The organism is Corynebacterium simulans (assembly GCF_001586215.1).
Lineage (GTDB): Bacteria > Actinomycetota > Actinomycetes > Mycobacteriales > Mycobacteriaceae > Corynebacterium > Corynebacterium simulans.
Genome location: NZ_CP014634.1, coordinates 345,162 through 359,550, shown reverse-complemented (window position 1 = coordinate 359,550; position 14,389 = coordinate 345,162). Strand labels below are relative to the sequence as shown.

At 60.5% G+C, this 14,389-nt stretch carries 12 protein-coding genes; 9 read left to right on the top strand and 3 right to left on the bottom strand.

Annotation, left to right across the window (positions count from 1 at the left end; genetic code table 11):
• Positions 1 to 17: 17 nt before the first annotated feature.
• Positions 18 to 950: a formimidoylglutamase gene (gene hutG / locus WM42_RS01650; protein ID WP_062039024.1), complete on the bottom strand. Its 933-nt coding sequence runs from the start codon at positions 948 to 950 to the stop codon at positions 18 to 20.
• Between the two features lie 98 nt (positions 951 to 1,048).
• On the opposite strand from hutG, the gene WM42_RS01645 reads away from it, so the two are divergent.
• From WM42_RS01645 to hutI, 5 genes are all read left to right on the top strand, one after another.
• Positions 1,049 to 1,756: an IclR family transcriptional regulator gene (locus tag WM42_RS01645; protein WP_062039021.1), complete on the top strand. Its 708-nt coding sequence runs from the start codon at positions 1,049 to 1,051 to the stop codon at positions 1,754 to 1,756.
• A gap of 76 nt (positions 1,757 to 1,832) precedes the next feature.
• Positions 1,833 to 3,386 (top strand): histidine ammonia-lyase, encoded by a 1,554-nt coding sequence (gene hutH / locus WM42_RS01640; RefSeq protein WP_062035410.1) that lies wholly within the window; start codon positions 1,833 to 1,835, stop codon positions 3,384 to 3,386.
• A gap of 1 nt (position 3,387) precedes the next feature.
• Positions 3,388 to 4,050 (top strand): flavin reductase family protein, encoded by a 663-nt coding sequence (locus tag WM42_RS01635; protein WP_145915024.1) that lies wholly within the window; start codon positions 3,388 to 3,390, stop codon positions 4,048 to 4,050.
• A gap of 277 nt (positions 4,051 to 4,327) precedes the next feature.
• Positions 4,328 to 6,004, top strand: coding sequence for a urocanate hydratase (hutU, locus tag WM42_RS01630; protein WP_062035409.1), 1,677 nt, complete (start codon positions 4,328 to 4,330; stop codon positions 6,002 to 6,004).
• Positions 6,005 to 6,052: 48 nt separating this feature from the next.
• Positions 6,053 to 7,231 (top strand): imidazolonepropionase, encoded by a 1,179-nt coding sequence (hutI, locus tag WM42_RS01625; RefSeq protein ID WP_062035408.1) that lies wholly within the window; start codon positions 6,053 to 6,055, stop codon positions 7,229 to 7,231.
• Here hutI and WM42_RS01620 read toward each other — a convergent pair.
• Positions 7,228 to 8,106, bottom strand: a complete 879-nt coding sequence (locus tag WM42_RS01620) for an SGNH/GDSL hydrolase family protein (protein ID WP_062035407.1) — start codon at positions 8,104 to 8,106, stop codon at positions 7,228 to 7,230. The genes hutI and WM42_RS01620 overlap by 4 nt on opposite strands.
• 161 nt (positions 8,107 to 8,267) lie before the next feature.
• Between WM42_RS01620 and WM42_RS01615 the strand changes: the two genes are divergently transcribed.
• On the top strand, positions 8,268 to 10,259 hold the full coding sequence (locus tag WM42_RS01615; RefSeq protein ID WP_062035405.1) for a DEAD/DEAH box helicase: 1,992 nt from the start codon (positions 8,268 to 8,270) through the stop codon (positions 10,257 to 10,259).
• Positions 10,260 to 10,352: 93 nt separating this feature from the next.
• Here WM42_RS01615 and WM42_RS01610 read toward each other — a convergent pair whose 3' ends face one another.
• The gene (locus tag WM42_RS01610) at positions 10,353 to 11,447 is read right to left on the bottom strand and encodes an alpha/beta hydrolase (protein ID WP_062035403.1); all 1,095 of its coding nucleotides are present in this window, start codon (positions 11,445 to 11,447) and stop codon (positions 10,353 to 10,355) included.
• 66 nt (positions 11,448 to 11,513) lie between these two features.
• Here WM42_RS01610 and WM42_RS01605 point away from each other — a divergent pair, with 66 nt between their 5' ends.
• Genes WM42_RS01605 through WM42_RS01595 form a run of 3 tightly spaced genes read left to right on the top strand, consistent with a single transcriptional unit; the run spans position 11,514 to position 14,348 of the window.
• Positions 11,514 to 12,509, top strand: coding sequence for a FecCD family ABC transporter permease (locus tag WM42_RS01605; protein WP_201057396.1), 996 nt, complete (start codon positions 11,514 to 11,516; stop codon positions 12,507 to 12,509).
• Between the two features lies 1 nt (position 12,510).
• Entirely contained in the window at positions 12,511 to 13,557 is a 1,047-nt protein-coding gene (locus WM42_RS01600; protein WP_062035398.1) for a FecCD family ABC transporter permease, read from the top strand.
• A complete protein-coding gene (locus tag WM42_RS01595) occupies positions 13,554 to 14,348 on the top strand; it encodes an ABC transporter ATP-binding protein (protein ID WP_062035396.1) in 795 nt (264 codons plus the stop codon). The genes WM42_RS01600 and WM42_RS01595 overlap by 4 nt, the downstream gene beginning before the upstream one ends.
• Positions 14,349 to 14,389: the final 41 nt, after the last annotated feature.

Here is a 14,389-nt window from a genome sequence, read left to right as displayed (position 1 = left end):
CCCAACGCCGTTGGCGTTTAGCTAGTGAGGTGGGCCGTCACGATGTCATCGATAAGCCGCGCGGCTGCTTTGGCGGTGCGGTTATCTATGTCAAAGGTGGGATTGAGCTCGACGACGTCCACCAGAGCCAGCTTGCCCGTCCGCGCAATTGCTACGGCCATGGCGCGGATACGCTCATAGCTCACGCCCAGAGATGCCGGGGCGGATACGCCCGGCGCGGTAGAAGCCGGCAGGACATCGAGGTCGATGGACAAGTGAACCTTGTCCTTGCCCTCGGTGGCGCGGGCTGCAAGTTCGCCGCACTCGGCCGGGGTGAGGTTGGTTAGCTCTTCATCCAAAGTGATGGCCACGCCGAGAGATTCGGCTTCATCAAAAAGCACCTTGGTGTTATTGGGGCGGGAGATGCCCAGCACGGTGTAATCAAAGTCATCGCTAAGCTCCGAAATCTGCTTGAACGGGGTGCCGGAGGTCGCCTGGTCCGCGCGGCGGAGATCGAAGTGGGCGTCGAGATTGATGATCTTGGTGGCGCCTACCGCGCGATACAGGCCGCGGTGGGAGCCGAAGGCGGTTTCGTGCCCGCCGCCCAGGATGATGGGGAGGGTGCCGGCCGCGACGAGTTCTTGCACCTTATCGGAAAGGGCGTCGTGGGCACCCTCGAGGTCATCGGCCTGTGTGGTGATCGTGCCGGCGTCGGCAAGCGCATGCTCATGGTGCACCGCCAAGGAGCCAAGCGCGGAACGCAGCGCGGCTGGGCCTGCGGCTGCACCCTGGCGCCCACCATTACGCAGCACGCCCTCGTCGGAAGCAAAACCCAAGAGAGTCACTGGGGCTGGGGAAGTGGCGGACTGATTGATAACGCTATGCCAGCGAGCATGCTCTGGTCCCGGGCCATCGGAGCGGCCGGACCATTCGGGGGCGGGGGTGAAAAGTTCAGCTGTTTCAGTGTTCATGGTCTTCGATGTTAGGTAAAACCGCGGCATGTGGCAGGAAACTCTGCCTACAATCACTAAGCGTGAGTACCAACAGAGTCCCCGCGGCGCGTCACGCGATGGAGATCCTCAAGCTTTTATCCACGATCGACGTCCCTATTTCTGCCGCCCGCATCCAAGGTGAGCTCAACCTGCCGCGCTCATCTACGTACCACCTGCTGGCGGAGATGGTTGATGCTGGTTTTGTAGCCCATTTGCCGGAGCATAAGACCTATGGCCTGGGGTTGGCGGCGTATTCCATGGCCTCGGCCTATGTAACGCAGCAGCCCTTGGTGCGCATGGCTACTCGGGACTTGGAACAGTGTGCGGCGCTGGTGGGTGGATCGGGGCATCTGTCACGTATGGCTGGATCGGAAATTTTGTATCTGCAGGAGGTGCGTGCGGCCGGGGCTACTTCCTTGGTGACCGAGGTGGGCGTGCGCCTGCAAGCACATAAGACGGCATCCGGGCGTGTGATGCTGGCGCATCTGCCTGATGCGGAGGTGCGCGCCGCCTTTGATACTGCGGGAGGTAGCGGCTTTGCCGCGTTGAAAGAACGCTTGGGTTTGGTAGCTGCACGCGGGTGGGACCAAGAGATTGAAGAAATTACTCGCGGTCAGGCCTCTGTGGCGGTACCCATCCTGGATCATTTGGACCGCCCAGCGGCGGCGGTGGCGGTGACGTATCCGGTAGGGACGCCGGATACGAAGGTAGACGCCGCTATTCGAGCTTTGCTGGAGGTATCGGACAAGATGGCGGCTAAAATGTACCGCAATCATAAAAAGTGAGGTAGCATACATTCATCGCGTTAGGCTGTCGCGCGACACATTGAAATTGTTGATCCCTTTTAAAGGAGTTTTTGCCATGCCTAACGCCTACCCAACTACCGTGACCGTAAATGTCGGCGCGCTGAGCATCGAGGACGTCGTTGCCGTTGCCCGTTATGGCGCGCAGGTGGAGATTGCTCCCGAAGCGCTAGCAGAGGTGGCCGCTACCCGCGAGCGCATTGAAGAACTCGCGCAGGATCCGACCCCCGTCTACGGGATTTCCACCGGTTTCGGCGCTTTGGCCCGCCGTCATATCCCGGAAGAGATGCGCGCCCAGCTGCAGCTTTCCCTGGTACGTTCGCATGCTGCGGGCACCGGCCCGGAAGTAGAAGAAGAAGTCATCCGCGCACTGATGCTGCTGCGCCTGTCCACCCTGTGCACCGGCCGCACTGGCGTGCGCCCCGTAGTGGTGGAAACGTATGCCAAGGCCCTCAATGCCGGCATTGTGCCGGTGGTGCGCGAGTATGGCTCGCTGGGCTGCTCCGGAGATTTGGCGCCGCTTGCTCACTGTGCACTGGCCCTGTTGGGAGAAGGCGAGGTGCGGGTAAACGGCGAGCTGCAGGATGCGGGCGAAGCCTTGGCCGCAGCTGGCATCGAGCCGCTGCAGCTGCGCGAGAAGGAAGGCCTAGCGCTCATCAACGGCACCGATGGCATGCTCGGCCAGCTCTGCCTGGCCATTACTGACCTGCGCGCGGCCGCAAAGACCGCCGATATTGCCACCGCCATGACCGTGGAGGGCCTGCTGGGTACCCTCGTTGTCTTTGCAGATGACCTGCAGCAGTTGCGCCCACATCCGGGCCAGGCCGATGCCGCTGCGAATATCCTCCAGGTGGCCGAGGGATCTGAGATCCTGGAATCGGCCCTCGAGGAGTTCAAGAAGAATCAGGTGCAGGATGCCTACTCCGTGCGCTGCGCCCCGCAGGTAGCTGGCGGATTCCGCGATACGTTGACCCACACTGCCCAGGTGGCTGAACGCGAGCTGGCTGCCGCGGTAGATAACCCGGTGGTGACCAAGGATGGTCGCGTGGTCTCCAACGGCAACTTCCACGGCGCGCCGGTGGCCTACGCGCTTGATTTCCTAGCCATTGTCACGGCGGACCTGGCCTCCATTTCTGAGCGCCGCACCGACCGCTTCCTAGACCCGGCGCGCAACCGCGGGCTGAACGCCTTTCTTGCCGACGACCCCGGTGTTGACTCCGGCCACATGATTGCCCAGTATGCCCAGGCAGGCATCGTGAGCGAAATGAAGCGCCTGGCCAACCCATCTTCGGCCGATTCCATTCCTTCTTCTGCCATGCAGGAAGACCATGTGTCTATGGGCTGGTCCGCGGCTCGCAAGCTGCGCAAGGCCGTCGATGGCCTGCAGCGCGTGCTGGCCGTTGAGATCCTCACCGCCGCCCGCGCCATCGACATGCGCGAGGGCACCCCGGCTAAGGGAACCGGCGCGGTGATCGCCAAGCTGCGCGAAACCGTCAAGGGGCCAGGTGTGGACCGCTGCCTCTCGCCGGAAATCGAGGAGACCGTGCGCCTAGTCAAGGAGGGCGCGCTTGTCGAAGCCGTCGAGAATGCTACTGGAAAGCTGCGTGGTTAAAATGTCGACCATCTCTTGGCGCCCGCAATCTGAGCCCAACCCCTTGCCGTTTTCCCCTTTTAAAGCCAGCACGGTACCGCGCCCCATTGGCTGGCTTTCCAGCGTGGATGGTGAGGGCCGCGAAAACATCGCGCCCTATAGCCAGTGGCAAAACCTCACCTTCGATCCACCCATGGTGATGTTTTCGGCCAACCAGTACCCGGATGGTCGTCGCAAGGACACGGTGCTTAACGCGGAGGAGACCGGCTGGTTTGTGTGGAATATGGCCACCTATGATCTACGCGAGGAAGTCAATAAATCCGCCCAGGTGCTCGACTATGGCGACAGCGAGTGGGATCGCCTGTCCGTTACCAAGGAATATGCGGACAATTACCGCATTCCCATGGTGAAAGAATCGCCGGTGAAATTCGAGTGCCAGTACAAGACCACGCTGCGCGTGCCTGGCAATTCCAAGGTGGGCAGCATCGACCTCGTGGTGGCAGATGTAAAGACTATCCATATCGATGAATCTGTCATCGATGAGGAAGGCAGGCTTGACATCCTCAAGATCAAGCCCATCGCGCGCATGGGTTACTTTGACTACACCGTGGTCACAGAAAAATTCGAGATGCGCGTGCCCGGCTCCGACGACGCCGCGCGCGCCGGACTAGAGGGCAGCGCGTAGCGCATCGGCCATAGCCCGCTGGCCCGCGTGGGCGGATCAAGCGGTAAGGAGGGCCACGCAAAGCAAGGGGAGGAACCGACGCATGCACGGCATCGTCGATCGTCCCACCTGTGTCTCATATACGAGACAGTCTGAGGTTTTGTGGCATGGTACACAGGGCTGCGTCACAGTACTTTATGACATGTGACGCTGAACAAGTCCTCGGGGACAGCCCCGGGATACCGGCCTAGGGGGCTTGGGAGGGCGTCGAAAAGCACAAGCGAAAGGAATCCTCACCATGTCTCAACCACGCGAAGTACGCGCACCGCGCGGAACCGAACTGTCCGCCAAGTCCTGGCAGACCGAAGCGCCCCTGCGCATGCTCATGAATAACCTCGACCCGGAGGTAGCCGAGCGCCCCGAGGACCTCGTGGTCTACGGCGGCACCGGCCGTGCAGCGCGCAGCTGGGAGGCCTTCGATGCCATCGTAGAGTCCCTTAAGGATCTCGAGTCCGACGAGACCTTGCTGGTGCAGTCCGGCAAGCCGGTGGGCATCTGGAAGACCAACGAGTGGGCCCCCCGCGTGCTCATCGCCAACTCCAACCTCGTGGGAGACTGGGCAAACTGGGAGCACTTCCGCGAGCTCGAGGATGAAGGCCTCATGATGTACGGCCAAATGACGGCCGGCTCTTGGATCTACATCGCTACCCAGGGTATCCTGCAGGGCACCTTTGAGACCTTCGCGGCCGTAGCGAAGAAGCGCTTCAACGGCACCCTGGCCGGCACCTTCACTCTGACCGGTGGTTGCGGTGGCATGGGCGGCGCACAGCCGCTGTCCGTCACCCTTAACGGTGGCGCCTGCCTCATCGTAGACGTGGACGAGACCCGCCTAAAGCGCCGCCAGCATAAGCGTTACCTCGATGAGGTTGTCACCGACCTAGATGAAGCACTCAAGCTGGTTCTTGACGCCAAGGAAAACAAGAAGCCGCTATCCGTAGGCCTGGTAGGCAACGCCGCTGAGGTATTCCCGGAGATTCTGCGCCGCCAGCGCGCGGGCGAATTCACCGTCGATATCGTCACCGACCAGACCTCGGCCCACGATCCTTTGTCCTACCTGCCTTCTGAAATCACCGTGGAAGACTGGCACAACGAGGCTAAGGCGGATCCAACCACCTTCACTAAGAAGGCCCGTGAGTCCATGGCGGCCCAGGTTCAAGCGATGGTTGAATTCCAGGATGAGGGCGCTGAGGTCTTTGACTATGGCAACTCCATTCGTGACGAGGCTCGCAAGGCCGGCTACCAGCGCGCTTTCGAATTCCCAGGCTTCGTCCCGGCATATATCCGCCCACTCTTCTGTGAAGGCTTGGGCCCATTCCGCTGGGCTGCCCTCTCCGGCGATCCAGAGGACATCAAGGTCACCGACCAAGCACTCAAGGAGCTCTTCCCAGACAACGAGCACCTGCACAACTGGCTCGACGCAGCAGAGGAGTACGTCGAGTTCGAGGGACTGCCGGCACGTATTTGCTGGCTGGGTTATAACGAGCGCCACAAGGCCGGCCTGCTCTTCAACGACCTGGTGCGCGAGGGCAAAATCAAGGCTCCTATTGTCATCGGCCGCGACCACTTGGACTCCGGCTCCGTGGCCTCCCCATACCGCGAGACCGAGGCGATGCTCGATGGCACCGATGCCGTGGCCGACTGGCCACTGCTTAACGCCATGACCGCTGTGTCTTCCGGTGCTACCTGGGTGTCCCTTCACCACGGCGGCGGCGTGGGCATGGGCCGTTCCATCCACGCCGGTCAGGTTACCGTTGCAGACGGCACCGAGCTGGCCGCCGCCAAGCTGCGCGCGGTCCTCACCAACGACCCGGGCATGGGCGTTATCCGCCACGTCGATTCTGGATACACTCGCGCGAAGGAAGTAGCTGATGAGCGCGGCGTACGTATTCCGATGGAATTTCGAGCTCGCGACTAGCAGACGGCACCACATACGGGTTGGTCAAACCCAGAAAGGACGCTTTAGATGAGCACCCTGTTTACTGGAATCTCCGAATTACACACGGTTAGTGAAGCCGGAACGCTTGACGACGCCGCCATCGTCGTCACCGATGGTGTGGTTTCCTGGGTGGGGCAGCGGTCTCAAGCGCCGGCCGCTGACGACATCGTGGATTGCGGTGGGCGAGCAGTTTTGCCCGGTTGGGTCGATTCGCATACCCATATGATTTTCGATGGAGACCGCTCCGCCGAATTCGAGGCCCGCATGAGCGGTGGCTCTTATGAAGCAGGCGGCATTGCAGTCACTATGGATGCCACTCGCTCTGCTGGCGAAAGCCGACTCGAGCAGCTTCTGGTCGAGCGCATTGCAGCGGCCCGTCGAGGCGGTACCACGACCGTCGAGACAAAAACTGGGTACGGCCTCAACACCGAATCCGAAGTGCTTGCTGCGCGAGTAGCATCCAAGTACGCAGATGACGTCACTTTTCTCGGCGCGCACCTTGTTCCGCCAGGCGCGGATGCTGATGCCTATTTGGATGAGGTCGTAGGTCCGATGCTTGACGGCGTCGCAGACTATGCGAATTGGATTGACGTGTTCTGTGAGCGAGGCGCGTTTGATGAGACGCAGTCTCGGCGGGTTCTTGCCGCTGGCAAGGATCGTGGCTTAGGCGTGCGTGTACACGGTAATCAGTTGGGTGAGGGGCCCGGTGTTCAACTCGCGGTTGAGCTGGATGCCGCTTCAGTCGACCACGTTAACTATTTGAGCGATGCCGACATTGAGGCTTTAGCCAACTCCGAGACCGTCGCTACCATGCTTCCTGCCTGCGATCTTTCCACTCGCGAGCCGCTAGCTCCGGGGCGTCGTCTGCTTGATGCAGGCGCCACCGTTGCTATCGCTTCTAATCTGAATCCGGGAACGTCTTATACCTCCTCGATGAACTTTTGCGTTACTACGGCGGTGCTGCAGCAGCGTCTATCTCTAGACGAGGCTGTCCGAGCAGCGACGTTTGGTGGCGCTAAAGCTCTTCGCAGGCACGATGTTGGTGGAGGCCTAGATGCGCAGGGGCGCCCGGCAAAGGGCACGATTGTTGAAGGTGCTGCGGCCGATCTTCATGTGCTCGATGCACCGAGCGCCATTCACTTGGCTTATCGCCCGGGTATGCCCATGACGTGGCGTACGTTTGTCGCAGGAAAACCTGCGTTCTAAAGGTGCTCAGCGATGGCATGTGCCATCGCTGACTGCCCTTCGTGGGTGGGATGCATGGGGTAGGCCCCAGTTTCAGTCCCCGCGAGGTCGACCCAGCGCTCCGCAACGGGGGCGCAGCCGGTGTGCAGTTCGGTGCCCGGTGGCACAACGAACTGCGCGCCGGCGCGGTGGGCTGCTTGCTCGACTTCCAAGTTGATCTGCGAAATCTTTTGCATCAGCCAAAGGCGGTCGACGTCGCTGACTTTTTCAATCGCGGGGCAATTGGCTTCGTTGTCCGTCGGTGCAAGAAGTGGCATATAGGCGGTCGCGAAAATCTTGGCCTGTGGGGCCTTGCGGTGGATGCCGGCGTAGACGTCGTCTAGCTTGGCAGGCAATGCTGCCAAGGCTTGGTCGATCTCCCCGCCGTGGAGTTCGGCGCAATTCAGGTCGCTGGTGTTCATTGCGCAGCTTGTCAGCACGCCGAAGCCGGCGTCATTGCCGCCGATGGACAAGGTGATGATGTCGGTCGTGGTGTCCACGGCGTCCAACTGCGGCGGAAGGTCCGCACGTGGCCCAAGGACGTGGTCGGTTAGGGCGCCTTGGCACGTGACGTCGTCAAGCGCGAGCCCCTTCATCTGCTGTAACTGTGACGGATAGTTGTCGCTCGCCCGTGCACACCATTTCGGCCCAGTGTGCGGGCCGTGCCGGGTGCCCATCGAGGCATAAGAGTCTCCCAACGCGACGTAGTGCAGGGCGTCGCTAGTCTGCTCGTCCTTGCCTGTCTTTTCTTTTGCTGTGTCGCAGGCGCTGAGGCTGAGCGCCAACGTGGCGGTTGCCAGCGCAGCCAGCGTGCTGTGGCGCAGGTGGCGCGGAAAGAGACGAGCGGGGATGGTCATGGGCGTGATTGTACGCAAATGCGGGGGAAGGTTGACTATGCAATTGGGCGAGTGTGACCGCTAGGTAATGGGGTAGATGGTGTGTTTGTTGGCACCTTTAAAGCGCTTTTATCTCGATCGATGGCGGGGACGGGCTTGTATAACGTACTGTGGAGCAAGCAATGAGCATTACCGATAACGCCACCGGCGGCGTGAACGAGCCGGAAGAAATCAATAAGTCGGAATCTCAGGAAATCTCGCAAGGTGACGTTGAAACCACCGGGGCTGCGAATAACCCTGAGGACACCGGCGCTGAAAATACTTCAGCCAACGACAATTCCCAGGGGTTTGCAACTCTCGGCCTGCCTGACGATGTTCAGCAAGCCGTTGCGAAGGTCGGCTTTACCCAGCCATCCCCAATCCAGGAACAAACCATCCCGATCCTGATGGAAGGCCGCGACGTCGTGGGCCTCGCCCAGACGGGTACCGGAAAGACCGCAGCTTTCGCGCTGCCGGTTCTATCCCAGGTCGACCCAGAAGTACGCCACCCACAGGCACTGGTTCTCGCCCCAACGCGTGAACTTGCCCTGCAGGTTGCGGACTCTTTCCAGTCCTTTGCTGATCACCTGGGCCGCATCGAGGTGCTGCCAATCTACGGTGGTCAGGCATACGGCATTCAGCTTTCTGGTCTGCGCCGTGGCGCCCAGATCATCGTCGGCACCCCAGGCCGCGTCATCGACCACCTGGAGAAGGGCTCCCTGGATATTTCCCAGCTGCGCTTCCTGGTCCTCGACGAGGCAGACGAGATGCTGAACATGGGCTTCCAGGAAGACGTTGAGCGCATCCTGGAAGACACTCCGGAAGAAAAGCAGGTCGCGCTGTTCTCGGCAACGATGCCGAACTCCATCCGCCGCCTGTCTAAGCAGTACCTCAACGATCCTGCTGAGGTAACGGTCAAGTCTGAGCGCCGCACCAATGACAACATCACGCAGCGCTACCTTTTGACCCCACACCGTCAGAAGATGGATGCCTTCACCCGCATCCTCGAGGTCATCGAGTACGACGCCATCATCGTCTTCTGCCGTACGAAGCACGAGACCGAAGAGGTCGCTGACAATTTGCGCGACGCTGGCTATAACGCGGCTGCAATTAACGGCGACATCGCCCAGCAGCAGCGTGAGCGCACCGTTGACCAGCTCAAGGATGGCCGCTTGGACATCCTCGTGGCTACCGACGTCGCCGCTCGTGGCCTGGACGTTGAGCGCATCACCCACGTGGTCAACTACGACATCCCGAACGACACCGAGTCTTACGTGCACCGCATTGGCCGTACCGGCCGTGCAGGCCGTACCGGTGAGGCGATCCTGTTCGTCACCCCGCGTGAGCGCCGCATGCTGCGCTCCATCGAGCGCGTAACTAACGCCCGCCTCGAGGAAATGGACCTGCCTTCCGCTGACGAGGTCAACGAGAAGCGCAAGGAAAAGTTCCTGGCCAAGATCGGCGAGTCCCTGGGCGAGAAGCAGTTCGAGTTCTTCCGCGACATGGTCCGCGAGTACTCTGCAGCGAACAACGTTGCCATGGATGACATCGCCGCAGCGCTTGCAGTCCAGCTGCAGGGCGGCAAGGACTTCCTGCTCAAGGAGCAGCCAGCGCCGAAGCGCGACCGCCGTGACCGCGACCGTTTTGATCGTGGGGATCGCTGCGACCGCGGTGGACGTGGCGGCTTCCGTGACCGCGACCGCGATCGTGACCGTGGCCCGCGCCGCCCGGACGGTGACTTTGAGACCTACCGCCTGGACGTCGGCAAGCGCCAGAACGTGCGCCCAGGCGCCATCGTCGGTGCTCTGGCCAACGAGGGTGGCTTGTCCTCCAAGGACTTTGGCCGCATCACCATTGCAGTGGGCCACACTCTGGTTGACCTGCCGAAGAACCTTGACCGCGCAGTGCTGGACCGTCTGAAGGACACACGCATCTCCGGCCAGCTGATTAACATCGCCAAGGACACCGGCCGCCCGCCGCGCCGCGATGGCGATGACCGTGGCGGACGCGGCGGCCGTGGTGGTTACCGTGATGATCGTCGCGGAGGCCGTGGGCGCCGTGACGACCGTGGCGGACGGGGTGGCCGTGGTGGCTACCGTGACCGTGATGACCGTCGTGGCGGTTGGCGCGACTAACACGCGCAAAGCGTTACCGCCGTCCTTTTTCTTCCGCGGTACCTGAGAGGTGCAGCAAACCAGGGAGAATGGGGGGACGGCGGTTTCGCCGTTTTAGCGCAACTTCAAATGCTGTATGCCCGCGATGATGCCTTCGCGCCATGGGGCATAATCGTGGCCGCCGACGAATTGGCGCGATACCTGGTGAGGTGACTGCAAGCAACGCGCGAACTCTTGATTGACACTGCCCATGGAATCCTTTTTCGTGGGGGTGCTGGAACTCAATGCGGTCTCTAGGGTGCCAATCTCATGGAAGATTCGCCGCGGTGGCCCGGCAAGCGGCTTTTGCCAAGCCGCAAGTTCTTCTGGATCAAACCAAAAGGACGCCGACTGCACGATGGCATTTTCTACCAGGTCCGGACGCCTGCGCACGGTGCGAGCGGCGGCGAGCCCGCCGAAGGAAGCGCCGGCGATGGCGGTGTCCGCAGGTCGCATATTTACCCCGAGACCATGCAGCCAGGGAAGCAACTGATCGGCGAGAAAAGGCTCAAGCACCGCCGCGTTGCACAGCAAGGTGCCGCGGTCTTGCGCATTCGTGGTGCTGAAATATGCGGTGCTGCACTGCGGCGCGAACGGGTAGGAGTTTACGTACCTGTTGCCATCTGTGAGCAACAGAAGCGAAGGGCCGCCGGTGATATCAGCCCAGGCCTCCACACTAAAGCGGTGGCCGTCGGGGGCGGCAATATCGAAAAGCGTGTGGTGTTGGGGCTTGCGAACGGGATAAGGCGCGGCCGGAACTTCACCAGACGCTGGCACGCGCAGGCAAGTAAGGTTTCCCACCCTCTCGGATTCTTGGTCGAGTGCTGTGGCAGTTTCAATGTGTTTAATCCATTGCTCCCGTTCGGTTGAAATTGGCTTGCCTGCAGGAATTAGCCCGGCACTCATTACGAGACCGCGCGGTAGCGCGAAAGCGCCGACGAACCAGTCGCGGTAAGGCCGTAGCCGGAAATGCTCGAGGTCTTCGCGATGGACGTGAGTGATTGTGTCGAAGAAAACGTAAGCGTCGTGAGGCGAAGCGATGAGTACAACCGCTTGGTCATCGGTGTGCGAAAGCACCTGGTAACGCGCATAGACCTTTTCGGGATTAACTTCGTCCCAATCGAAATCAATGCGCTGAGCTGCACTAAGAAGGCTAATTTCGGATAACATAACGAGTTAGTATAGCATCACCTAAATAAATAATGGGTTACTTTAGTTCGGTGGGAGGTTTGCCTCGTGCTCACAGTTCGGCGTATTGCCGTCTTAGTGCTGACCTGCGCAATTCTTGCCTTGTTGTGTTTTGCTTCTTTAGCTATCGGTTCATCCCACATTCCGCTAGCCAACGTGTGGCACTTGCTCCTTCATCCTGATGGCTCCGGTGAAAGCTACAACGTCAATGGGTTGCGTCTGCAGCGGACGGTGGTGGGCGTGCTCGTGGGAGTAGCCCTTGCAGTCGCAGGTGCAGTAATGCAGGTGATTACTAGGAACCCGATGGCAGACCCAGGCTTACTGGGCGTCAACTCTGGGGCTTCGCTCGCCATCGTGGTGGGTGCGTGCTTGGGTAGCGCTGATAGTGCCCACATGCAATTTCTCCTCGCTGCGGTGGGCGCGGCCGGCGCTGCGACTTTGGTGTACTTCGTTGGCGGTGCCTCGCAAGTGGGCGGTGCCTCGCCCGTGCGGCTGGTGCTCGCTGGCGCCGCCTTTTCCGCCGCGTCCGGCGGCGTCGTTTCGGCACTATTGTTGTTGCGCGAAGATGCATTTCAAACGTTTCGCTACTGGGACGTGGGCGCGCTAACTCGCAACGACGTCAACCTGTGGTGGTTTGCGGTACCGCTCGCCGCTGGGCTCGTCATCATCTTTGCAACGATCCCGCAGCTTTCAAACATGGCGCTTGGCGACGACGTCGCTGCCGCCTTGGGCACCGATGTGGTGCGAACCCGAGGCCTTGCCTTGGTGGGGCTGACCTTGCTTTGTGCTGCCGCAACTGCGATTGCTGGCCCCATCAGCTTCGTGGGGCTCATGGTCCCACTGTGGGCGGGATGGCTGATGGGCTCACACCTTGCCTGGACCATCTCCTTGTGCTTGGTATTCGGACCGTGCTTGATGCTCACTGCAGACATCCTGGGCCGCGTCATCGCCAGGCCCTCCGAGATCCCAGTGGGTGTCCTTACTGCCTTTGTCGGAGCGCCCTTCTTGTTCTTTATGGCAACTCGAATGAAGACTCGGAGCTGACATGTCACACCTAATACAGCGAGGTGGTCTGCCGAAAGGTCAGTGGCGAGTGGGAACGGGGAAGTACTCGGTCATTGTCCATTTCCGCAGTTGGGGCGTTTGTTTAGCATGTTCCATACTTCTATTGGCATTGAGCCTTGTCGCTTTACGCGTTGGTACCGCTAGTTATGGATTTGCGGACTTGTGGGAAGTTCTTAGCGGAGGCGGGGAAAAGCGCGCTCGCTTGGTGATAGTGGAGTGGCGTCTACCGCGCATCCTTGCGGGCATCGTGGTAGGAGCGCTGTTGGGTATGTCGGGTGTTGTTTTCCAAACGATAACTCGCAACCCCTTGGGCAGCCCGGACATCATCGGGTTTTCCATGGGCGCACAGACGGGAATCTTGGTGAGCGTCCTCGTCTTTGGCGGCAGCATCCTTGGTTCTTCCTTCGCGGCAATGGTGGGCGGAACCCTAGCCGGGGCAGTGATCTTTGCTTTGTCCAGCAAAGGAGGCTTTGGCGGTGTGCGCCTGATTTTGGCCGGCATCGCGCTGTCGGCGATGCTGGGCTCTTTAAATCGCTGGCTCCTGCTCCAGGCCGATAGCGATGCCGCCTATGGCGCGGCTCGTGCTATTACGGGAACGCTTACCGCAGTCGAGTGGAAGGAAGTGACCGTTGCTCTCGCCGCTGGCGGGGTGGTGATGCTCCTCCTGCTGTGTGCGCAGCGCCAGCTGCACCTTTTAGCACTGGGGGAGCAACGCGCTAGCACACTCGGTATGCGCGTTAACACGGAACGCGCTTGGTTGGTTATCTTGGCAACGCTCATGGTCGCCATCGCGACTACAACCGCGGGCCCCATCGCGTTCATTGCGTTACTAGCTCCTCATATTTCGAAACAGCTTACCGGTTGTAACACCCCAGTTGTTCCGGCGGCTGCCGTCGGATCAACGTTGCTCCTAGGCGCCGATGTCATGGGGCAGGTCTGGGCTTCCGAACTACCCGTGGGAGTCATCACTGCTGCAGTAGGCGGGTTTTACTTTTTCGGTCTGTTGCTGCGGAAGGAAACAAGATGAAGACAAAACTAAAGCTGAGCGAAGTGCGCACTACCTATGGCAAGAACGTGATTTCTGAATCGGTGACGCTGGAGATTCCGGCAGCGGAATTTACCGCAATCATTGGTCCAAACGCCTGCGGCAAGTCAACGCTGCTCAGTGCCATCGCCCGATTACACAAGCCTGACGAAGGCTCCATCGTGCTGGATGGGCGGGAAGTCTATGCCACCGCGCCCCGGCAACTCGCGCGAAGGCTTGGGCTGCTGCCGCAGGATGCCAAGGCGCCAGAGAAGATGACCGTGCGTGAACTGGTGGCGCATGGCCGCTCGCCACACCAAAGCCTTTTCCGCCAGTGGTCGAGCGCGGACCGTGAAGCTGTAGATCTGGCCATGGCACAAACTGGTGTTGCCGACTTGGCAGATAGAGAGGTAGATGCTCTTTCAGGCGGCCAGCGCCAACGCGTCTGGCTTGCACTCGTGTTGGCTCAGCAGACTGAGACCATCCTGCTCGATGAGCCGGTGAGCTTTCTCGACCTTGCACATCACATCGACATCTTGGAACTGTGCCAGAAGTTGTGCAATGAAGGCCGAACGGTGGTGGCGGTCTTGCACGATCTCAATCTTGCGCTGCGCTATGCCTCCAATCTGGTGGTCATGAAAGACGGAGCCGTCGTGGGGCAAGGGCCGCCTCGTGAGGTGGTCACTGAGCAGCTGCTCGAACATGTCTACGGTGTGCGCTGCCTTGTCACCCCAGACCCACTCACCCACGAGCCGATGGTCATTCCCAGGCCGCGGTTGAAGCCAAATTCCTGATCTCGAACCCCTAAACAAAGTCCATCCGATTTCTCAAGGAG

Coding starts and splice junctions, on each gene's coding strand:
- hutG (WP_062039024.1), bottom strand. CDS start 950: ATGAACACTGAAACAGCTGAACTTTTCACCCCCGCCCCCGAATGGTCC.
- WM42_RS01645 (WP_062039021.1), top strand. CDS start 1,049: ATGGAGATCCTCAAGCTTTTATCCACGATCGACGTCCCTATTTCTGCC.
- hutH (WP_062035410.1), top strand. CDS start 1,833: ATGCCTAACGCCTACCCAACTACCGTGACCGTAAATGTCGGCGCGCTG.
- WM42_RS01635 (WP_145915024.1), top strand. CDS start 3,388: ATGTCGACCATCTCTTGGCGCCCGCAATCTGAGCCCAACCCCTTGCCG.
- hutU (WP_062035409.1), top strand. CDS start 4,328: ATGTCTCAACCACGCGAAGTACGCGCACCGCGCGGAACCGAACTGTCC.
- hutI (WP_062035408.1), top strand. CDS start 6,053: ATGAGCACCCTGTTTACTGGAATCTCCGAATTACACACGGTTAGTGAA.
- WM42_RS01620 (WP_062035407.1), bottom strand. CDS start 8,106: ATGACCATCCCCGCTCGTCTCTTTCCGCGCCACCTGCGCCACAGCACG.
- WM42_RS01615 (WP_062035405.1), top strand. CDS start 8,268: ATGAGCATTACCGATAACGCCACCGGCGGCGTGAACGAGCCGGAAGAA.
- WM42_RS01610 (WP_062035403.1), bottom strand. CDS start 11,447: ATGTTATCCGAAATTAGCCTTCTTAGTGCAGCTCAGCGCATTGATTTC.
- WM42_RS01600 (WP_062035398.1), top strand. CDS start 12,511: ATGTCACACCTAATACAGCGAGGTGGTCTGCCGAAAGGTCAGTGGCGA.
- WM42_RS01595 (WP_062035396.1), top strand. CDS start 13,554: ATGAAGACAAAACTAAAGCTGAGCGAAGTGCGCACTACCTATGGCAAG.